Consider the following 21,664-nt stretch of genomic DNA (forward strand, 5'->3'; position numbering starts at 1 on the left):
GTCGTCCGGTGACACCCAGGCTAGATCGATTCTAGACAATTTGTCAATGGTGGATAATTTGGATAAATCTGCTTGATCGGGCTACGCTGCACGCTTCCAACATGGTTCCCGCCACCTCCCGACATGCCCAATCGTCCTAGCCCTGCCGTCTCTCTTGCGCCGCATTTCCCGGTTGCCGACGCGATAGCAGCGCTGTTCAGACCTCACGTCGAAGTGGTCGTCCACGACCTCCACACGATGAAGATCGCCCACATCGCCAATCCGATCTCCAAACGCAAGGTGGGCGACAGCTCCAGCGGTGACCGCTTTCCGGATGAGGCACTCCTGCAACCTGTGATCGGCCCCTATCGCAAGACCAATACCGATGGCCGCAACCTACGGTGCGTCACAGCGGTCATACGCGACGAGAAAGGGAAGCCACATGCGATGCTGTGTATCAACTTCGATGTGACCATGCTGGAACGCGTCCGCGATAGTCTCGGGACGCTGGCATTCCTGCCCCCGTCGCCTGAGCCAGAGAACTTCTTTCACGACAACTGGCGACAGGTCCTGGAACAGATCGTCAGCAATCACGAGACGGACGTGGGAATGTCCGCCCGGGCACTGGACGCCACCGGACGTCGTGAACTGATTTTCCGGCTGCACGAGGCCAGGATCTTGGATATCCGCAACGCCGCGCCCGCCGTGGCGAACAGGATGGGCATTTCCCGCGCATTGCTCTACAAGTATCTGAAAGAGATCCGAAAGCCGGACTCGGCTTCCGGCAACTGATCCATCTTTGCCTCGAATCGAATAGCGCGTGCCATCAGCACCTGGTGCCGTGTGCTGGCTGACAGCGCTGGCATCTGCCTGGAGGATGGATGCGGCGCCTCCTGAGCAGCAGGCAAGCTTCGCTCTGCGAGGGCAGGGATTCGGGAACGTTATCGGGGCTAGGGCAGGAGGCCGCTTCTGGCTGATAGCGGCCTCACGTCCCGTGTACTCGGCGTTCGGTCGCCAGGCGGGAGTCGAGCGAACGGTTTCGGATCCTCGCGTCTCCATTTCTGCAGAAGGCTCAGCGACGTTCAGGATCAACCGCACAGCGCTTGGAAACCCGTCTCTCGGCCTGCTCGGCGTCCGTCTCACCGTTGTATCAATCGTGCTGATGCTCGTGGTGCCATCGGCACCTGCGCAGGAGCTGTCACCTGCAATCCAGTCCCGGATTGCCCGGGTGGAACAGGGCCTTTCCAGCCGTACAGTCGTCAAGGGCGCGCCCGGCTAAAAGGCGTCGATTGCCACACGCATGGCCTTCCACGACGTTCCAGCGGTCAGCATTGCCCTCATCAACGCTGGGCATATCGAATGGGCTCGCAGCTACGGTGTGCTCGATACGACCAGCCAACGAGCTGCCGCGCCCGCGAGCCTGTTTCAGGTTGGTTCAATCAGCAAGTCGATAAGTGCGTTAGGCGCGCTGTACCTGGTTGAGCAGGGCAAGCTGTCTCTGAACGCTCCAGCGAACGGGCAGCTCGGTATGACCGCACAGGACATGACGGTTGAGTTCCAGCAGGTAGGCAGCGAAAAGCCGAGCAGCTTTTCTCTGAAGCGCGGGAACAACACCTATCTCGCCATGCTGGCGAAATAGTCGCCAAGCCAATATCACCCAGATGTCCGTTTCTAGCCGGAAGCGGACATCAGTTGGAAATGAGAGGCGGACGAGGGAGCCATGGGTTTTCTGACCTATGGCATTAGCCGCAGCTCCATTCTCCAAGTCGAAAGCGATTACAAGCGGCTCGGCATTGGTAGGGTATTGGTTGAATGCGGCATCGCCGATGAAGTCGTGAAAGGCAACCCGAGATTGATGCTGCGGAACACTTTCCGGTTATGGTTCTGGTCTATCCAAGTGACGCCCTTCACAGACCGGGTGCAGCCTTCTTGCTCGGAGCGTAGAAAAGCCAGCGCCGATGAGCTTACTGACGTAAACCCGGATTGGCTGGCGAAGCCCTTGCCAAGGGCGGGGTGCCCTTGAACCTATATTGTCTACGAATTAGCGCAAAACGCGTCTCCGCATGATGGGTTCGATCTGATTAAATGTTGTAGCGTAACTAGGTAAAGCGTCGTTGCACTCGGGGTGGCCAACGACGCGCGTGCTGCCATCCCTGTTGCGCAACTCCGTGCCATGCATGCGAGACGGCGGTCGCGATAGTGGCGTCGCCTCGGCAGGGGCTGCATTGCATTGGCACAACGGTACCGGTCACGGTTCACCGGTCCTGCGCGTCCTTTACACGCCTCAAAGATCCCCGAGCCATGGTCACTTACCAAGGAGAAAAGGGTATGTTCTGGAGATGGAATCGTATCTTCGGCCTGGCACTTCTGGGCTTCGTCACCGCCGGCGCTCACGCTGGCAATCCGGCCGCATTGACGGCGCAGGAGTCGAGAGACCTGAAACATCTGATCGACAGCGCGCCGAAGCATGGCGAGGCTGCATTGATGGATCTGTCCAATCCCGCATATGAGCGAGCGTATCGCGCTCTGCTGCGGCTCAATGGCCTAACTCCCGATAACCGCCCCCACCTGTACAGCACGCTCGAGCACATAAAGAAATCCCAACAGTCCCTGAGCGCGAAGGGCAAGCCACTGCCGTCGCTTTCACTGCGAAGCAGCGCCTTCGCCAACACCGATTCCCCCCTCAACGACTATGCCGTGCTGAATATCGGTACCAACGACTGGAAGACCATCGATTCCACCGCATTCAGCACCATGTTCAATGGCTCGCATTACTCCAACACCATGGTCACGGTCACTGATGACCGGAACGAGGTGATCAAGAGCAACCTCGCCGAGGAATGGGACGGCGGCCGCGACATGGCCGTGGACAGCGGGCAGGGCGAGAACAAGACGGGCGGTCCGATCGATGCGCTGGGCGTCTATCTCGGCGAAGACAGCACCGGCAAGCCTTACGGCCCGGTCTATGCCGCCATTTCCGGTGGCTATTACCCCAAGCAGATCAACAACGACAAGCCGGTCGTCACGACGACCAACACCAACATCGTGATCTGCCTCAACCGGGCCAATCCGGACCCGTCGGCCCCGACCGCCTGCGATTACGGTCCTACCGATCCTGGCCGCATGCCGCCGAACATCAAGTTACCCTTCAAGGGTTCGGTGCAGTATTTCGGTAACATCGACGTCGATCCGAACACCGGCAAGCCGGCAAAGGGCAGCTACAGCGTGTCGCTTTCGCTCACCGGCCGCACCACCGGGGGCAATTGCAAGCTGGTGGACATCGGCGAGTCGTTCATGAACGACCCGAAAACCAAGGTCAACGGGAACACGATCACCTGGGACCTGGAGCCGGCCAACTTCGGAACCGTGTGCTGGCAGAACAACGAGTATTACACGCTGACGCTGGCGTTGATGCTCAACATCAACAAGGTGCCGGTGTGGGCGACGATCACCAACGCGCCCAACACCAAGCCAACGGTATCGACACTCGTCACCAAGGACATGCAGCTTCAATACGGCTGCATTGTCGAAGGCACGCCGATCCTGATGGCCGATGGCACCGCCAAGCCCGTGGAAGCGGTACGGCGTGGTGATCGGCTGCGCGGCCGGGATGGCAAGCCGGTCGTCGTCGAGTGGCGCACGAACGGATGGGATACCCAGTCCGTGGAATTGACCGACAGCGCCGGCAAGCGCGTGCGGCTGACCCCATTGCATCCGGTGGCGACGGGTCGTGGCATGGTCCAGGCGCGCGAGTTGAAGGTGGGGGATTCGGTCTACGGCCCCGAAGGTGGGACGACGTTGACCGCGGTCTCGACGCGACAGGCGCCGAAGGCGTTCAACGTCTACAACCTGGGCGTGGTCGACGGCAATGGTGCCTTCATTTCCCAACGCGACCAGGCTGCCTTCTTTGCCGGCTCCCTGCTGGTGGGGGATGCTGCCGTCCAGGGCGAACTGGCCCGTGCGATCTCCAAAGCCAGCCACGCCGGCAACCATGTCCAGTTGCGCAGCCGCGTGCCGTCCGCGTGGCATGCGGACTTCGATCACTGGGTAAAGGAACAGTCCGCCCCGGTGAAGCCATGAGCGGCGCGCGCAAGGACGATACCTCGCCGATGGTGATCACCTCGGCGAGTTACGACGGCTCGGAGGTCACGGTGAAATGGCAACCTTTCACGGCGGCCAACCTCACCGGTTACATCGTGACGCTGCTGCAGGTCGGCGTTGGCATGAACAACGTGCCGGTCAATGACCCCGGCGCCGTCTCCAAGGCGTTCGGCGTCCTGCTCAAGGCCGGCGACGTGTACGAAACCTGGGTGACGCCGCTCTTGCGTCCCGGGTTTCCGGACGTACCGAACCAGAGCAACGTGGTATCGATCCCGTATCCATCCACGATGGCATCGCAAGGGAGCTCGAAATGACCCCGTGGAAAGGCAGTCTGCGGGTCGTCACCGTCGCGGTGGCGGCCCTGCTGGCGGTGGCGCCCTGGGCGTCGTCGCAAGCGTACGCGGCGAATAACCGCAGCGGGCTGGAAGCAGCCCCTCGCGCACGTCCGCTCGATCTGGATGATCCAGCGAAGCGACGCATCTATCACGATCTCTTGCGACGCGCCGGTGTGAAGGAGGACAGCCCGCTGTATCAATGGTCGGGCTCCAATCGCAGAACCCCGGTTGCCGATGAAAGCAAGGCCAGCAGCAGTCAGGTGTTCACGCTGCTCGGCTTCGGCAGCGATGACGCAGGCGAGAGTGTGTCCAGTGGCGCCCTGTATGCGTCGAATGCCGACGTCTACAAGATCACGCTGACGCTGCTCGTCACCGATTCGGACGGCACTGTCGTGACCAGCGGTACGACCGAAGTCACCGATCGCCCATCGGCGGTACTGAATGCACCCAAGGGTGCCAATCCGCAGCGAATGCCGCTCAACGCGCTGGCCAGCGCGAGCGTGCTCTACAAGGACGGCTCGCACCAGGTGTACTACGTCAGCGGCGATACTGCCAGCTATCCGACCAAAGTCGATAACCGGGCGCCTGCGCTCAACAGTGCCGCACCCGGCAATACGGACGTGCAGGTCTGCATCGATCGCGCCACCGCCGTGGGGGCGCCTGCGCCGGCCTGCAATTTCGTGCTTGCGGCTGTCGACTCGCCCTCCGCGCTGCGATTGCCGGTCATCGGTTCGACGCTCTTCGACGGGGACATCGACGTCGATGGCACAGGCAAGCCCAGCAACGCCAGTGCGACGCTGGTGATGCTGGCACCGGATGGATCCTCGCCATGCCGCTTCGTCGAGTTGGGTGAGGACTTCTTCAGCGATCCGGGCACCAAGGTCGATCGAAAGACGCTGAGCTGGTCGTTCGACCCGCTGCGTTTCGACAACGGTTGCGCGATTGCTGCGGGTGCGTACAGCTTCTCGCTGGTCATTTCGGTGAGCGTCCAGGGCAAACCCGCCTGGGCCACCGTGAGCAGCGTGGTCGATGGCGACACTGTGACCACTCGCGAGATTCCGTCGGTTCAGGTGGTTGCCGGATGCCTCGCCAAGGGCTCGAAGGTCACGCTTGCGACAGGCGCCACCCGCGTGGTGGAACAGTTGAAGGTGCGGGACAAGCTCAAGAGCCAGGGGGGCAACCTGACGCTCGCCGCGATCGCATCGGGCACGCGCGAGGAATCCGTGACGCTCACGCTGGCCAGCGGCCAAAGCGTGCAGGTCAGCACCAGCCACGCGATCCCGACTCAGCGCGGCATCGTCCAGGCACAAGACGTGCGATTGGGCGATGAGCTGACCATCAGCAGCGGAACATCCCGCGTCACCCGCATCGTGGCCCAGCTGCTGCCCACTCCATTGCAGGTTTACGATCTGGTTCTGACCCCGGCCCAGGTGTCGCAGACGCAGGGATCGACTTACTACGCCGGGGGCATCCTGGTCGGCGACGGCGCGATGAAGGCCGCACTGACCAAAGCGAAGTCGGAAGCAAAGGAGCAGCATCCATGAGTCATAACGACACAGCCAGCGATGCCCGAAGCGCCCCGCGTGGCGGCGCGGTTGCGGACAAGCCGATGGTGATCACGTCGACCTCGTACGAGGCCGACCTCGTCACCGTGAGCTGGGAAGCAGTGAACTACACCGGTGGCGAGGGGTTCGTCATCGGCATCATTACGGGCGCCAGCAGGCTCAACAACTTCCAGATCGGCGATCCCAAGGCGACGAGCGACCAGGTCGACTTCACCTGTGAGCCCGACGGCGTATACAACGTCGTGGTGGAGCCGATCATTCGCGGCCGTCCCAAGGATGCATTGAGCTCGGCCCCAGTTGGCATTCCGTATCCCTGATCCGGCCTGGACGCCGCCCTCCCGCAAGGGGAGGGGGCGTCAGATAGTCATACCGCATCCCCGCTGAATGTCAGCAGCAGGTAGATCCCTACCAGCTTGGCCGGATCCAGGCGGTTCCCCAGCTTCAGTTCGTTCGGGATGTCGGCCCGCTGTACCTGCAGCATCCAGTTCGCCGTCGCATCCAGTTCCGCATCAAACGCGGTGGCCACCGACATGTTGTCTTTCGGAAAGGTCAGCGGGAGCGGGTTGATCACGCCCGGCACAGACAACGTGACCGGCATGGGTCCAACAAACACGGTGTTCGTCACCACCAGTTGCAGATAGGCGCCCGAGAGCGCCACCGGCCCATCGAGGTTGAACGGGAAAAGATTGCGCGGCACGCGGAACTGCAACGTCTGCGCCGCATCGTCCGCGGCGGGATTCATGAAGGCGTACCATGCGCTCGTGCACTGGCTCAGCTCCAGCAGACGCGCGCCGACGATCTCGCTGGGGAGCTTTTCGATCACGGCATCCCGAAACTCCCGGCCACCCGTCAACGCGGTGTAGTCGATCTGGATGATCACATCCGAGATCGTTGACAGGTCGAAGCCGTTCGTGCGCTGGGGCATCTCCAGCTGCCACTGCGACACCGCTCCGGTACCTTCGAAGGGGGCATAGCGGTCCTCGCCGGATTCGACGCCGACACCATTGTCGTCAACCGCACGGGAGATCGCGATCTGCTGCTGGCTGCGCCAATTCAATCGCAATGCGCTATCGACCGGGGCGGCAGTCTCCTCGCCAAGCAGGAACGCTACCGCGAACTTATCGTCCGTGATCAGGATCGTATTGCCGGTCTGGGTCAACAGACCATGCAGATCCTGGTAAGGCCCCACAACCGATGGAACGGTGACTTTCAGGCTCTGGATCTTGCGGCAGTAGTGCCCGGGGTAATCCAGGTCGAACAGCAGTTCGCTCAACCCAAAGGCGCACGTGCCGGTGTTCTGCAGGTCGAGCAGAGCCTTGGGGTCCAGATCGCGCAGCGAAATGGTCTTGCTGATGCTCAACCGACGCGTGTTGCCGGACAGGAAGCTGCTCTCCATCTGGCTCAACCCCAACAGCAGGCCTTCGCCCGCCAGCAGGCCCTTACGCCCACTGTCCCAGTAGCGGAAGTCGACAAAGGTGGCATTGCTGTCCATTTCGTACTGGTAGGCCCGCTGAGCCGCCATCGCCAGATCGAAGGCGAGCTTGTAAGTCTGGAAGTACAGCATGGACAGGCGGGTGGACATCCAGTTGTACAACTCCGCGCTGGTGAACTTGTCCAGAAGGAAGCGTTGGGTGTCATCGGCGTGGGTGATCTGCAGGGTGTTCAATTGCAGGTCGCGCTGGGCCATCGCCACGCGTGCCTGCGCCGCTGCGATCTGGCTCTGCTGCTGGCCGGCCTCATAGCCGGCCAACTGCGCCTGCAGCGACCATTCCTGGCTGCGTCGCTGGTAGCCGGCCAGTACGGAACTCAGGGCCGAGGCGAAGTCGAAATTGCGCGAAACCGTGTCGAAGATGGCCGAGGCAGCATCGAAGGCGAATCCGATCTGGATGCCGCCGTAGGTCATGGCAAACGGCGAGCCTACGTTCGGTACCAGATGCGCCGCGCTCGACATCGCCCGCATGACGCCGGACTGCGTCTGGAATACGTTGGCCAACGCCATCATGGCGATATTGACTTCCTCAGCTGCCGACAGGCCATCATCGACGAGGTTCGCGTAGTAGTTCTGGCGATAGACCGCCGAAGCGTAAGACGTGCGCGATCCGGCAAGGGACTGCTCGGCATCGACGACCTGCTGCTCCTTCATCTGCGTAGTGAGATTGAGAACGGCGCGCTCCTGCATGTTCTGCAGCAACGCCAGCGCCTCTGCGTCCTTCTTCTCCAGGGCCGACAACAGCGCGCCACCGAAGCCGATCAAAGTCTGCGTCAACGACTTTGCGCGCTCGAGCATGGTGCGGAAGCGATAGTTCGGCGCGGCCGCCGGGCTGTGGTCCACCACCTCCGGCAGTTGGCCACCGTTTCTTGCCACAGCCGCCACCAGGGCGTTGGGGTCGATGGGCGGCTGGTAGAACGGTAGCTGTCGCACCATGCCGGCCAGATTCATGCAGTTGCGCAGCTTGTAAAGCCGGTCTTCGATGCGCGACCAGTAGGCGACCAGATCGGCGTTCTCTCCAACACCGAAATAGGTCTGCATCAGATTGAACGGGGCCGGGTTGTACTGGAACTTGGCCGCTGGCGCGACTGGCAATGCAGTCTCCAGATCGATCAGGAATTGCGGGATATCGTCGCCGTAGGTGTCCAGGATGTTCTGGAAATTGATGGGCGCCGGCGTGGGCATGGCGCCGCGTTCGCGTGGCTTGGGCCCAAGCAGGTCATAGGCCATCAGATACAGCAGCAGCGCCTGGTTGAGTGATTCCCGCGTATCCTGCGCGAATTGCGCATCGCCCCAATCCAGCAGGTTGTCGATGTAGTGCATCACCATCGTCTTTCTGAAGGCACTCGGACGCAGGTCCGCCACTGAATAGGGGTCGAAGGGATGCTTGTTCCAGCGCAGTATCGCCACGTTGTCCGAGAGCTCCTGGGTGAGCGACGGCAGCGACGTGTCTTCGCGGAAAGGCTGGAATTGCCAGAACACGGCCGGCTGGGACGCATCCGGATTCTGCACCGCCGCGGTGGGGTCGAATACGAAGTCGTACCAGCGCTGGGCCTCGGCGAAACGCTGGTTGGCGCTGAGCATCGACGCGAGCAGGAACGGAATGTGGAAGAAGACTTCCTCGAAGTACGGTCGATACGCTCCTCTGAAATCGACCTGACCACCGCAGAGCACGTCCGGCGGAATCGTGTTGGGCGGAGGCGGCCCGCCGTCGCCTTGCGGGTCGCAGGTTGCGGTGATGGTCGGCGTAGAGCTGTAGAAGCGGGTGAAGCACAACGCGCCGGACCCCGGCGCGATCTGCGTGGCATTGGACAGCAGGGCCTCGATACCGCCGGTGAAGAGCGCGCGGTTCATGTGCCCAACGGCGCCGGTGCTCAAACGGGTGAACTGCACCACGGCATCCTGCACATTGATGGAATCATCCGTGAAGGCCGCACACGTCAGGGAAACCTCGTCCGGACCGTCGCTCAGGGTCAGGCCGTTGGGCGCCAGGCTGACGATCTTCTCGATCTGCTTGAGCGTGACCTCGGTGGTTACCGCGAGGAACGCCTCATCGCCATTGTCGAAAACCCACCAGCCTGGCAGGTTGGCCACGCCGATCACCTGCGCCTGTCGGGACAGGCTGTAGAGGCACGTGGTGGTCACACCGCCGGCATATACGCGATCGTAGTAGTCCGAGCCTGCCGACAGCATGTTGTCGATCAGCACGTTCTGGCTGGGAATGAGCCGGAACGTGTTCTGGTATGCCGTGGCGCCGAAGGGCTGCGTCCCCTGGGTGTAGTTCCCGAAGAAGGCCCACGCTTCGGTGATGTCCAGGGTGTCGTCGAGCACGGCCACCGGCAGCAGCTGCACCGAGCCACGGGTGCCGGCCGGCACCGCATTGGCGACCAGGGAGGCGTTGTACACGCTGCGATTGAGCTGCGCGCGATCAGCGGCAGGATCGGTGCCTGGCGGGCTCAGCGACGACGTCGTCTGCGCCGCATAGGCATTGCCGAACGTTACCACGAGGCGTTCTGGCATGCCGGCTTCGCCCGGCACCACGGTGACGTAAGGCCGGTACCAGTATGGTTGGCCGACGTCGATCCCTGTCAGCGGATCGTCGCTGCTCGGATTGACCAGTGAAGTTGCGTAGGTGTCGGGCATGGCATCGAAGACGATGCCCGAAAGCACCGGCTGCGGTGCCGTCCAGGTCTTGTCCAGGCGCTGGTACGAGTAACGAATCGAGCCGCGCAAGCTGCTGACGTTCGCCTGCGAGGTGCCTTCCAGCAGGCCGACGCTGGCCTCTTCCGTCTCGACCCAGAACAGGAACAGGCGGCCGAAGGCGTGGACCGGGGTGACGTTGGGCGCGGGAATCTTGAGGTCGACCTTGTGCCAGGCGGACCAGACCGCGCCATCCTCCATCGTCCGCAGGTAGTAGCCGAACGGCTCGTCCGATGTGCGGCCGACCATGATCAGCTGGTCAACCTGTTCGCCGGTATCCGGATCAGGCGCCGTGCAGTAGACCGACCCCACCGTCTGCAACTTGGCCAGTTCGTCCAGCGAGGTCAGATACTGGGTGAAGGCATTGGTCACCGCCGCGTCGGTGATCTCGCCCTGCTGCAACTGGTCGAGCAGCGCAGAAAACAGTGGAGTACGGGAGCGCCGCAGCGTCGGATCGATGTAGCTCTCCGGGTAGAGGAAGACCTTGCGATTGGCTTCCCACACGCGATAACTGGACAGCCAGCTCCAGGTGAGGTCCGAGATTTCGGCGCTGGTCACTCCCGGCTCCAGCGCCATGCGGCAGCGCTGCAGGTACATCTGCGCGGCCAAGGTCAATTCCAGGATGGGCGTGGTGGTATTGCAACTGCACGATTCCACGTCCATCAGCAGGTATTCGCTCAGGCCGCGTGGCGAATCGGCCATCGGCACGTCCGGTTGCAGCAACAGCACTGCCAGGGCCACGAGCGCATTGCGACGGTGCTCGGCCACCGCCTCATGGGCCGGTCGCGACATCTCCGCCCAGGCCGCGTTCCCGTACTTGGCCTTGAGCATGTCCAGTGCGGCCTGCGCCAAGTTGGCCCATCGGCTCCAGACCGTGGCATCGCCTTTCGAAAAGGTGGGCAGCGGAAGTCTGGCGTACCCGGCACTGAGTGCCAGGGCCAGCATGGACTCTAGCTCCACTCCGGCACTGCTCGCACGGTTGAAGCACAGGCGCATGCGATCGAGACCGCGCAGGTTGTTGAAGCCTTCGTTGCCGCCCCACAGCGCCGCGATCAATGCCGCGGATTGCGCGACCGGCCAACCAGTGACTACCTGCAAGGCCTGCAGCTTTACGTATGGGGGCTGCAACGGCGCAAGCAGATAGCCGGCGATCATGAACCCGGTGGTCGAGAAAGCCTTGATCAGTCGCGCGTACGTGTCTAGCAGGTACACGTCCTTCAGGTTGGGATGGGCGAGATCGACGAAGCCGAACGCGCCCGGGATGAGACAGGCGGTGCCCATATCCTGCGCATTGATGCCCAACTTGCTTGCCGCGTAGGCCAGGCGATCGGCGTTGACCAGCGCATCGACCACAGCGGCGATATCTGCCGGCGGCGTCAGCAGCAGTTGCTGCGGTACGCCCAGTTCGCCCAGGGTGAGGGAAGTCACTGCCTGGGCCATCTCGACCTTGTCCTCGAAGAGCAGGGACAGTTGCGTGTAGATTCCCAGCAACTGCTCGCTCAGCGCATCGCCAATGACCGCCGCCGTGTGCACGATGTCGCTGCTGACCTGCAGAAGGACGTCCTGTACGGCATCGATCTTCGAGTGGCGCTTGGGATCTCCCGGGAAGAGGAACGACAGATCGGTTTGGCGCGTCACTTCCGCGGTCAGTACGCTATTGGCGAGGATGTCGTGGGTACTCAATTCGGCGTGGGCCAGGGTGGCGTCGGCTTCAGTGAGGGGTAGGATCTGCAACATCTTCGCCGTGACGGGGAACCGCGGTGCCACCGCGCTGAAATCCGGTGAGCTGGACAGCAACACGACGCCGTCGGCGTCGATGCTGCCCAGGGCAAGGAACGCCTTGAACAGATCGGTTGATCGCTCCAAATCGATGTTGTCGAACACGAACGACTGCCGTCCCAGCAACCAGCTCTTGCCCAGGGTGCGCAGGGTGACGAGAAAGGACGGAATCGTCTGCGGATCCAAGGCACCCGGAAGTTTGCCCAGTACGGGGCCGTCGATGATGTAACCGATGTCGTCCAGGGACAGACCGGCCTGGTCCGCGGCATCCTTGAACGCGACCAGCGCGACCACGCTTTCCAGGCTGTTGGGAATGCCATCGCCTAGCAGATCGATAGCCTGCATCAACGAGGGCAGCTTCAGCTTGAGTGCGCGCGTCAACCGCGCCAAGGCGTAGAAGCGCGACAGCATCGGCACGTCGAGCGTAATCGGCGCCGGTCCGCCGACGCGAGCAGCCAGCAGACGCAAGTCGGCTTCGTTCAGTCGCAGCGCACCCGCCAGCCAGGCGAGCACCCGACGGCTGGCGACGTCATCGGCGTTCGGCGACCATTCGATGGGGGCGGAGGTGAACAACGGATTGTCGGCGTACTTCGGGCGATACGGCGCGCCGTCTTCCAGCACGCGTGTGGTGTTGAACACCCGATCGAACAAGTCGGTCGGTCGGACGTCGTTGCCGCGACCGTAGGTCTTGACCGTTGCGAACAGACCGCAGGCTTCGTCCAGCGGCAGAGCAAGGCGCTCCATCAGGCGAGACAGCGAGGCAAGCTGGGGCAGGGCGGCTTCATCCAGCGTGCCGCGTGCCGCGCAGGCGAGGGCCCAGTCGAGGTCGGCCAGAACCCAGCGACAGGCCGCTGCCAGCCGCAGGAAGCGGTTGATGCGATCCAGGCGGTCCACGCTCAGCCCGGTGAGCAGGTCCAGGCTGTAGTTCGCATCGGAAAGGTCGCTGAGCACGGCGACGGGTGCGCCCTCGTTCGTCGCGTTGATGTAGAAGCGGCCAGCTAGGCCGTTTGCGATTTCCAGGGGGCTCAGGTCCTGCTTCAGCAGGGTATACACGCCTGGCGTGTCCATCCCCGTGACTTTCGAGAACACAGCCAGTTGCGCCACGCTCTGGGGCGGGTAGGCCTGCGCGGCGACGCCGGTCTGGGTTGCGGGCCAGGGCGTGTCCACGCTCATCTCGGTCGCGCTGTCGACGTTGTTGATGACGCGCAATGTGCCGCCTGCATTCACTACCCAGCCGACGACCGCGTCGGTGAATCCGGCGCCGGTCAGGCCCAGTTGGCCCTGGATGACCGACACGCTCCCCAGATCGGTCGCGAGCGCGATGGGGGAGGGATCACCGGATCCAGAGGGTAGGCCGTAATACTGGGACAGCGTACCTGAGGTGGTATCCGGCGTGACGACGATGGCGCGCTGTTCCTTGCTGAGGCCCAGCAGCTCGCAGGCCACATCGATGGGCTTGGGCATTTCGTTAGCGCCGCCATCCACGGCCAGAAACTCCTCGTACACTGTGGCGAGCGACTGACCGTCGATCTTCAGCGTAGCGCGTAGGCCGAGCAGGTGCAGGTTCTGCGGCAGGAAGAACGGAAACACACGGGTCGCGATCGCATAGTCGGCATCGGCGCCCAGAGTGCCGCTCAGGCGCTTGGAGATGACCGCGTTGACGATGTCGATCTTGGGCACCGGATCGAGCGCGTTCGCGCCGGTCAGTAGCGTGCTGAACATGTCCGGCCGCCGCGTGATGAGCTTGTACTCATTGTCGATGGCGGGATTTTCGGCAACGATGGTTTCCTCGACCACGCGCATCAGGTCGACGAAATACGCCGACGGTCCCAGCACGGACTGGTACTCGGGCACTTTCATGTAGTCCAGCGTGCCGAACAGCTCGATGTAACTGGGCAACTCGGCCACTGCACCGACCAGGTCGTCGCCGGGCCGCAGGTAACGGTTGTCGCGCACGTGCGGCGCCAACTGGTCGCGCAGCCGCGCCCAAGCGTGGGTCACGCGGGTCTGGATGCTGCGGGCTTCGTCGTGGACCTGAGCGGCCTCATCGGCAGAGCCCAGGCAGTCGGCGTATTCGCAGATGAAGCGGCGACGCGGCAGCGATGCAATGTGGTGCGCACTGGTCAGGCCGCGCGCTTTCAGAATATCGGCCCGGCCGGGCGCGACACCCATGCGGGCCATGCGCTGATAGTGATGCAGCGACGCCCGAGCGACTTCATGCTCTTCACCGTCCAGTCCCAGTGTGGTCAGGGTATCGCGGTCCCAGAGGTTCAGCGCGAGCAGGTGTTGACCGGACTTGCCAACGGGCAGCGAAGCCAGCACGGGATCGGCGCTGGACACATCGGCGAGCGTCACGCGAAAACGTGACTGTGTGGCGGGCCGACGTGCGGCAACGGGACTGCCGGGGACAGAGGAGTCGAGCATGACGAACCTCGTTGCATGGAGCAGAGGAAGGGGAGGCCGAGCGATGCAGGTCGATCGGCCGAGCTACCAGCCGTTGCTGACCGGCGGGTGACCGAAGCCGCCCGACGGGTTGAAGTTGAAGGCGAACGTCGGTGGAGGTGGCGACCACAACGACATCGGCTGCCACGGGGGCAAGTAGGGCTGAACCACCGGCTGCAAGAACGATGAAGAAGGAATCGATTCCCACAACGACTGGAAGCTCGGTAGCGTCGGTACCAGGACCGAAGGCGTGGGCGGAGGCGGTGGCTTGAGAGCGTCCAGCGGGTCGGGGCCGGGCAGCGTGCGTAAGCCTTGCCAATGCAGCATCAGGCCCGTGTAGGCGCCAATTTCGGTCGTATAGATGTTCCCGAATTTGGCCGCGCCGACCGTGTGGAACGCACCCTCGTGCTGACCCACTACGCCGTAGCTGCTTCCTCCACGCGAGACCGCCCACAGGTTGCTGGCATTGGTGGCGAATTCGGGCAGGAACTGTTTTTTCGCACCATGGTGCAGCTCCACCGTCCGATAGAAATCGTCCGAAGCGACGACGTCCCCCATCTCGGTGTCGTTCATCGCTCTGGTGAAATGTGGCGAGCGCATCTTCGTGTAGGACGAGATCCCACCGGTATCATCATCCACGCCAGCGTTTTCCTGCGCGGTACGGAACACATCCAGCAGTTCCGGGTTGGACGCGATGTGCAGCGGCTTGAATTTCTCGAACATCGACAGCACGCGCAATTCGAGTTGCGGCGATAAGCGGGAGTCGTAGTACTTGATCGCGCCGGGTTGGGACATGTGCACGTAGTCGTGGATGTCCTGCGCCAGTTGCTGGTAGGAACCGGATTCACTCTGGGTCAGGTAACGGTAGTTCGCCTCGAAAGTGCTGAACGCCACCGTCGTGCCGGGCTGCGGCAAGGCGATCTTGGCCTTGCAGCCGCCGCTGGGATCGACCCACGACAAGGGATTGCACCCGACGTACTGGTAAAGGTTGGGGCTGTCGATCGGCCCGTTGGGATCGGGGCTGAGCCAACGCGCCAGCCAGGTCACGTAGTAACGATCGCCGAAGTAGTACAGCCCGGTAGCGTCGTCGCACTCCTTGCCGCAGAAGCGGTAGTCCTTGAGCTTTACCTCGGTCTGCGAATTGCCGGCGATGATGGCCGTGCCGCCGTAAGGGAAGTACTCCTCGTAACTGATCACCGAGCCGTCGGCTTCCACCTCAAGCGCCGACGAACCGGTGACCGTGGCGAGCTGGAAGCGCCATTGCGGCGAGCGTCCATCGCTGGCGGGCCAATAGAAAGCCGTCAGCAGGCGAGCTCCGCCGTCACCTACGGAAATGCCGGTACGCGCGACCTCGGCTATGCCGGATGTGGGCAGGGTGCGGACCAGCTCGCATCCATCCAGATAGACCTTGTCCTCCACCTGCAGGCCACCGGCGGTGAGACGCTGGGTGACGCGGCGCACACGCTGGCCGGCGCTGTTGTAGATGTAGTACTGAGCATCGTCGTCGCCGCCACTGCGGGCGATCAGTACCGCGCATCGCGGCTTGTTGCGCCAGTCCCAGTCCATTGAGCGCAGATGCTCGAAATCCACCATGTTGCCGTTGGCATCGTAGGCCGCATCCGGATCGGGATCGACGGCGTCGGCGTCGAGCACCACGCGGTTGGAGGTCTGCGAAACCGCGTATCCGCGTGTCCACGATAGGGTCGACTGCGGTGTCGTATGCTCGAGCTGCACGAGATTGCCCGAGTCGTCGTACCTGTAGCGCTCCAGGTAGGGCACCAGCTTGGTGCCGTCGGAGGGATTCTGCGGACACAGCGGGAGATACGCGCTCTGCTTGAAGCCGGTGCGGTAGGTGGTCGCGCCGATGGCCGGGTTCTCGCGGCCCGTGGCCTGCAGCAATCGGTAGATCGCATCGTAACCATAATCCTGGCGCGGCCCGATCTGGGACTGGTTGCAGAACACCAGTGGCACGGTGGCGTCCTCGGCGCAGGTGACGTTGCCTACCGGGTCGTAGGTATATGCGATCCGTTGCAGGGCCTTGCTGTCGCTTCGACGCGAAATGTCGATGGCAAGCAGGCGGCCGGTGCTGTCCTCGTAGCCACGAACCGCCAGCACGTCGGTACCCAGCAGCGCCGATGCGCGCTTGCCCTCCGGCGAGTAGACCGCCTGTGTCACTACCTGGCTGGGGGCCGAAGCCCCGGCCAGGGTCAGGTTGCTGGATGCGAGCCAGCCGTTCGCGTAGTAGCCGCTCTGCTGGCGACTGCCATCGGCGCAGATCTTGTCGATCAATTGCCCGAAGGCGTTGCGCTCGCTCTGCGTGGTGCGCGGCGGCTCGAGCGCGACCGTCTTGCCTGGTGACCAGTCGACCTCCTCCACGTAGTCCACGCGCAGTTCGAAACGGCTACTCGTCGGTTTCCCCCCAAGATCGAAGGGGCCGTCGCCGAGCACGCCGGCCGAATCGCGCAGTTCGATGCGCCGGCCAATCGAGTTGGTCGCCGCGTCGGTGCCGTAGCTCAGGCGTTCCACGACCTGCTGCAGCCCCTGCGCGCCATCCACATAGACCTGCGTGAGCCGGTTCATGGCGTCGTAGTCGCGGCGCGAATGCACGCCTCGGCCGTCCCACTGATGCGCCAGGCGTCCCAGGGCATCGTTGAAAACGATGCGCGCGCCCGAATCCATGCTGTCGAGCGACATCGTATTGCCGGCCAGATCGTAACCACTGACGATGTTCCAGATCGGAGTGCCGCCAGTCGCGTTGCGCGCACTGAAACGCGGGTCGGCCAGCGCCAGCGTGCGTCCATCCAGATCGAGCACGCTGGTGGTCACCATCGACTGGATCTGCGGCGCATCCGTGCTGCGGTTACGCTGCTCCAGGTCGACCACGCGACCCAGCGGATCCAGCCATCGCGTCAGGTAAGTGCCTGCGAAAAACGCGGCCTGTTCGAGCGCCCGACGCTCGTCGGCGAACGCCGGCGAAGTGTCGCCGATATGGGCCAGGTAGTAAGGCGAGGTGAGTACCGTATCGTCCAAGTCCCACTGCTCACCGGTCCAGGCACGATAGACGCTGCGCGCGATGAACCCCTTGGCCGTTAGCGTCTCCACGACGCGGCCCTGTGCGTCGCGCCAATCGGTGTCGTACCAGCCGTCCCGGTCTGCGGTGAACGCCACCGCGTCGGTAAAGCGCGGCAGCCAGCGTTTCACCGCCTGCCCCTGCATGTCCAGCTGCACCAGATCGTTGGAGATCCAGGCGTCCTGACCGCGGCCGCAGGCCGCCGCTTCGACCTGCGTCTTGGTTTCCAGGCTTCGGCCGAGCGAATCGCTATAGCTCGCCATCAGCTTCAGTACCGTGGTCTGTCCTGGCGCCAGCTGGCTGACATGCAGTTGACGGGCCACGCTGAACACCACCGGCGGCTGACCGCTGCCCGCGCGGTAGTCGTAGTAGAAGTAGCCGGTCATCTGCTGCAGGTAGGCCGCAGGGTCGGTCAGTACCTGGTCGATGCTGGTCGCAGCCTTCGGGACATAGCTCCCGATGTCGCCGTCGCCCTGGCGCGTGCCACCCGCGGGCGCGTGAAAGCGGGTGGCCACGATCACGCGGCCCAGCGCATCGGGCAGGATTTGGTCGATGACGCCATTGACGTCGGTCAGCGTCGCGGTCTGCAGCGTCTGGTAGTCCGGTACGGCCAGCGCGGTGCCGTCGGCATTGGTGATGGTGACGGGCAGCAATGCGTACGCGTCATAGGCCACACTCACGCTGTTGCCGGCCGCATCGGTCGCGCTGATGGGCCGATAGAACTGCGTCGCATCGGTGTATTGAGTGATGTTGCCCGGTGCCCACCAGTAGTCGCCATCGAGCTGCAGGAAGCCTTCGTCCTGAAGTTGTTGCGCGCTCAGGCGATTGCCGTAGGTCTGCGTCACCATGCCGGCGCTGAAGCGCGTGGTGACCGCATGATGCAGCAGCGCAGGCCAGGCTGCGGTGCCGAATGGCAGCGGTTGCGCTCGCGCTGCGTCCCAGTAGATCTGCCTAGTGTCCAGGCGCAGTCGCGCCTGGGGTTGGGCCCCGGAGAAGGCCTGCTCCGGTGGAAGGATGTTCTGCAGCGCCGTCCGCGTGCGTTCGCGTACCGCATCGAAATCCAGCCAGCCGCCGGTGGCGGGTTCGACCTGACCCAATTGGTAGGCGACTTGCTCGAGCGCCGGCACGACGAACGCGCCATCGTGCTCCACCGGCGCTGCAAAACCCGACTGCTGTGCGGTCACCAGCGCCTGGGTCTGGAACGCGGGCCAGGCGGAGGAGGGCGATGCGCCCGTGGCGGTATTGCCACGCATGTTGGCCACGTCAACCGCAAGCAGTACATGGCCGTAAGCATCCACCTCCAGAGTGAACTGCTGGCTGATGCGCGGGTCCTGCGCGTCGCGTTCGTATACCGCGGTGACGATTTCGCGCGCCGCCACCTGGAACACCGCGTCGTGATCGCCGCTCCCCGGTTGCACTTCGCACACGGTGTAGCTATTGCTCTCCACGGTGAACGGCACGCCTTCCAATGGACCGCCATCCAGGCCGTAACTTTCGCTGCGCAGCGGTTGCCCCTTCAGCGCACGATGGGCGACGCGCAGCAGCGAGGCATCGGCCAGGGAGGACAGGGTCTGGATGGCGCTGTCAGGCGGCGCCGGTTGCCGGCCCGCCACGCCGTGCCAGTAATCCCGCAGGTATTGCAGGGTCAGCGAGTCGCCACCAACGAAGGCACCGGTGTCGTACCAGGTCCTGGTAAAAGCCGAGGGTGCGAAGGACTGACCGCCAACGGTCTGCTCGGTCCAGCGCTCGACATGGCCGAATCCGCGGAACGATTTGGCAACCGGGTCGTAGTAGCCGTCGTGATACGCCATTCGTAGGGTCTGGCTGCAATCGGAAAACGGCTCCGTGCTGGTGACGCAGGTCACCACCTGGACCGGAAACGGCAACGTGCAAGGCCACGGCCGGCCGGCGAGGGCATCGGCCAGGGCGAACTGACTCGACGTGCCGTAGGTCAGTTCGGTGCTGGCCCCCAGATCGCTACGAACGGCCGACAGCAGCCAGGGCTTGCGCCCACCGGTGAAGTCGATCAGCCATTGCCCTTGCGTGGAGGTTCCCAGCAGCAGGTCATGGCTGCCACCGCCGAGCAGATCTGCGCTGCCCGCATAGCTGAGCTGCGAATAGGGCGCAGGCAACTCGACCACCACCGGCGCGGCGAATCCGTCGCCCGCCTGGTTGAGGTAGATGTAGACCTGTCGTTCGCCGAAATAGACCAGGTCCGCACCACCGGAACCGCTGACGTCCGCCAGGCGCAGTCGCGCGGCGTCGAATCCACCCGGGAAACCGGGTGCCCCGTCGAACAGCACACGCTCGCCGAACCGGCCGTAGCCAAGGCTGGGCCAGCACTCCACGCTGCCGTCGCGAATGCGTACGATGTGCGCGCCACCGTCGCCCACGAGGTCGGCGAAATCGATGAACTCCCTCTGCGACGCTGTTCGTGGATCAGGCACGCCTTCCTGCAGAACCAGCTCCACCGGGTCGCCATAACCTTCCTCGCCCCTGCCGGGATAGCGGCGCAGCGATTTCCCCCGCATCACCAGGAGATCGGCCAGGCCGGTGCCGCCAAGGTCCACATATTGGGCTGCAGCCGTAGCCGCTTCGGGTGCCCATTGCGGGAAGGACTGGAACGCGCTCCAGCCCGAATCCCGCTCGTACCGGTAGTAGCCGGCTTGGCTGCCTTCCGCCACCACGCAATCCAGCTGGCCATTGCCCTGCAGGCTGGTGAGCAACTGTCGTCCGGCAGAGACATCGCGCTGCACCGGCATTGCCTGCGGCGTCAGCGCCGCGGCGAAGCGGCCATCACCCAGGTTGCGCCAGAACTGGCAGGCCGACGGTGTGCTGAAAAGCAGACCGGGCAATCCTTCGCCCAACAAGTCGGCGACGATCAGTTCGCCCTGCGACAACGGGGCCGGAAACGCGCCGCGCGCCGGCGCTACCGGCTGGAACGCCTGTTGTGCCGGCTCGAATCGCTGGTAGTCCAGGCTCACGCCCGGCACTTCCAGCATCGTGTACTCTCCCCCCGAAGAGCGGCGGTAGCCGCGCTGCACCGCGCGGCTCAGCACCGACACTCCATCCTGCACGGCGTGCTCGAACACGGTCGCCCCGACCAGGCAAGGCTGCGCACCAAGTTCGGGCAATGCATGAAACATCAGCACGCCTCGGCATAGCCGGTAGGTGCGTACCTCGAATCCACTGCGATAGCTGGAGAATGGGTCCGGTCGTGCGGGCCAAGCGCGTACCGGCGTGTACGGATCGAGATTGCCGACCCGGATGTCGTACTCGCCGTAATCGAACAGCAGACGCATCGCGTAGGCCAGTCCACCCAGGCCATCGGCGTAGGCGCCATAGCGAATCTCAGCGATATAGCGATTCGCGGTATGGTCGCGCCCGGCGTTGCTGGGCAGTGAGGGTATATTGACGCCGTCCTCAGCCTTGTAGCGATACTCAACGCGGTCTCCCAAGGCCGTCAACGAGCGCTCGATCAACCAGGCCAGCACGCGCGAAGGTGCCGCCGGATCCGCGATGCGCGCGCAAGCATCAAGTCCCAGCACGGCCACACTGCCGTCCGCACTGGCGATACGCCAATGTTCATCGTTGTCGCTGAGCCGGCGCCATCGTTCGAAACGCGTTCCATCGCCATCCACGCGCTTGCGGAAGCGCAATACCTGATAGTCGATGCCGTGTTCGGAACGACGATGGATGACTGGCTGCCACTGGCTCCCGACTTGCGCCAGCGTCGGTACCAGCACCTCGCCATCTGCCATGAACTCGTCGGTGTCGTCGTAGCGTGGGATGCTCGCATCGGTACGACGCGAGATTCGGGGCAGGGCGAGATCGAATCCCAAGCCGAAGGGCCCATTGCCGCCGCCGCTGGCATATCCCAGTGTGAGCGATGGCGTGACTTCGCGGCACGTGGAGGCAGGGATGGGTATCCGGAACGTTGCCGCTCCGGTGAAATCGTCTGCGGTGTAACTCTCGCCCATCCCCCGAACAGCGCCTCCGCCGCTGGGAGTGGAGAGTTTGGGTAATTCGATTGCGCTTGCCATCTGGCGTTCCCTGCCTGACAACAACTACGACCCCGACGCCCTTGGCGTAACCGGACGCCCCCGCGGCAGCTTTTTTTGCCGTGCGCTGGACCATAGCATGGAATTTAAATCGGGGAAGTCCTCAAACGGATGGTCCGGGAAATGTCAACGCCGGTCGCTAT

9 protein-coding genes are annotated in these 21,664 nt (G+C 63.4%); 7 read left to right on the forward strand and 2 right to left on the reverse strand.

Features of this window, described 5'->3' with window-relative positions:
• Nucleotides 1-123: 123 nt before the first annotated feature.
• The 7 genes from OCJ37_RS10085 (at nucleotide 124) to OCJ37_RS10115 (ending at nucleotide 6,297) form a co-directional block, all read left to right on the forward strand.
• The gene (locus OCJ37_RS10085) at nucleotides 124-771 is read left to right on the forward strand and encodes a helix-turn-helix transcriptional regulator (RefSeq protein ID WP_263113494.1); all 648 of its coding nucleotides are present in this window, start codon (nucleotides 124-126) and stop codon (nucleotides 769-771) included.
• Between the two features lie 508 nt (nucleotides 772-1,279).
• Entirely contained in the window at nucleotides 1,280-1,618 is a 339-nt protein-coding gene (locus tag OCJ37_RS10090; protein WP_263113495.1) for a serine hydrolase, read from the forward strand.
• Between the two features lie 81 nt (nucleotides 1,619-1,699).
• Entirely contained in the window at nucleotides 1,700-2,002 is a 303-nt protein-coding gene (locus OCJ37_RS10095) for a hypothetical protein (protein ID WP_263113496.1), read from the forward strand.
• A gap of 278 nt (nucleotides 2,003-2,280) precedes the next feature.
• A complete protein-coding gene (locus OCJ37_RS10100; RefSeq protein WP_263113497.1) occupies nucleotides 2,281-4,059 on the forward strand; it encodes a hypothetical protein in 1,779 nt (592 codons plus the stop codon).
• The gene (locus tag OCJ37_RS10105) at nucleotides 4,056-4,394 is read left to right on the forward strand and encodes a hypothetical protein (protein ID WP_263113498.1); all 339 of its coding nucleotides are present in this window, start codon (nucleotides 4,056-4,058) and stop codon (nucleotides 4,392-4,394) included. Before OCJ37_RS10100 ends, OCJ37_RS10105 begins: the two co-directional genes overlap by 4 nt.
• A complete protein-coding gene (locus OCJ37_RS10110) occupies nucleotides 4,391-5,959 on the forward strand; it encodes a Hint domain-containing protein (protein ID WP_263113499.1) in 1,569 nt (522 codons plus the stop codon). Before OCJ37_RS10105 ends, OCJ37_RS10110 begins: the two co-directional genes overlap by 4 nt.
• Entirely contained in the window at nucleotides 5,956-6,297 is a 342-nt protein-coding gene (locus tag OCJ37_RS10115; RefSeq protein WP_263113500.1) for a hypothetical protein, read from the forward strand. The genes OCJ37_RS10110 and OCJ37_RS10115 overlap by 4 nt, the downstream gene beginning before the upstream one ends.
• A gap of 47 nt (nucleotides 6,298-6,344) precedes the next feature.
• Here OCJ37_RS10115 and OCJ37_RS10120 read toward each other — a convergent pair whose 3' ends face one another.
• Together OCJ37_RS10120 and OCJ37_RS10125 are read right to left on the reverse strand one after the other, a co-directional pair.
• Entirely contained in the window at nucleotides 6,345-14,372 is an 8,028-nt protein-coding gene (locus OCJ37_RS10120; protein ID WP_263113501.1) for a Tc toxin subunit A-related protein, read from the reverse strand.
• Nucleotides 14,373-14,435: 63 nt separating this feature from the next.
• Nucleotides 14,436-21,503, reverse strand: coding sequence for a SpvB/TcaC N-terminal domain-containing protein (locus OCJ37_RS10125; protein WP_263113502.1), 7,068 nt, complete (start codon nucleotides 21,501-21,503; stop codon nucleotides 14,436-14,438).
• Between the last annotated feature and the right edge of the window lie 161 nt (nucleotides 21,504-21,664).

The sequence above is a fragment of the Xanthomonas sp. AM6 genome (assembly GCF_025665335.1).
In the GTDB taxonomy this organism is placed as follows: domain Bacteria; phylum Pseudomonadota; class Gammaproteobacteria; order Xanthomonadales; family Xanthomonadaceae; genus Xanthomonas_A.

What these genes read in the sequence shown, in the direction of transcription:
- OCJ37_RS10085 (WP_263113494.1), top strand. Translation starts at nt 124, where the DNA reads ATGCCCAATCGTCCTAGCCCTGCCGTCTCTCTTGCGCCGCATTTCCCG.
- OCJ37_RS10090 (WP_263113495.1), top strand. Translation starts at nt 1,280, where the DNA reads ATGGCCTTCCACGACGTTCCAGCGGTCAGCATTGCCCTCATCAACGCT.
- OCJ37_RS10095 (WP_263113496.1), top strand. Translation starts at nt 1,700, where the DNA reads ATGGGTTTTCTGACCTATGGCATTAGCCGCAGCTCCATTCTCCAAGTC.
- OCJ37_RS10100 (WP_263113497.1), top strand. Translation starts at nt 2,281, where the DNA reads ATGGTCACTTACCAAGGAGAAAAGGGTATGTTCTGGAGATGGAATCGT.
- OCJ37_RS10105 (WP_263113498.1), top strand. Translation starts at nt 4,056, where the DNA reads ATGAGCGGCGCGCGCAAGGACGATACCTCGCCGATGGTGATCACCTCG.
- OCJ37_RS10110 (WP_263113499.1), top strand. Translation starts at nt 4,391, where the DNA reads ATGACCCCGTGGAAAGGCAGTCTGCGGGTCGTCACCGTCGCGGTGGCG.
- OCJ37_RS10115 (WP_263113500.1), top strand. Translation starts at nt 5,956, where the DNA reads ATGAGTCATAACGACACAGCCAGCGATGCCCGAAGCGCCCCGCGTGGC.
- OCJ37_RS10120 (WP_263113501.1), bottom strand. Translation starts at nt 14,372, where the DNA reads ATGCTCGACTCCTCTGTCCCCGGCAGTCCCGTTGCCGCACGTCGGCCC.
- OCJ37_RS10125 (WP_263113502.1), bottom strand. Translation starts at nt 21,503, where the DNA reads ATGGCAAGCGCAATCGAATTACCCAAACTCTCCACTCCCAGCGGCGGA.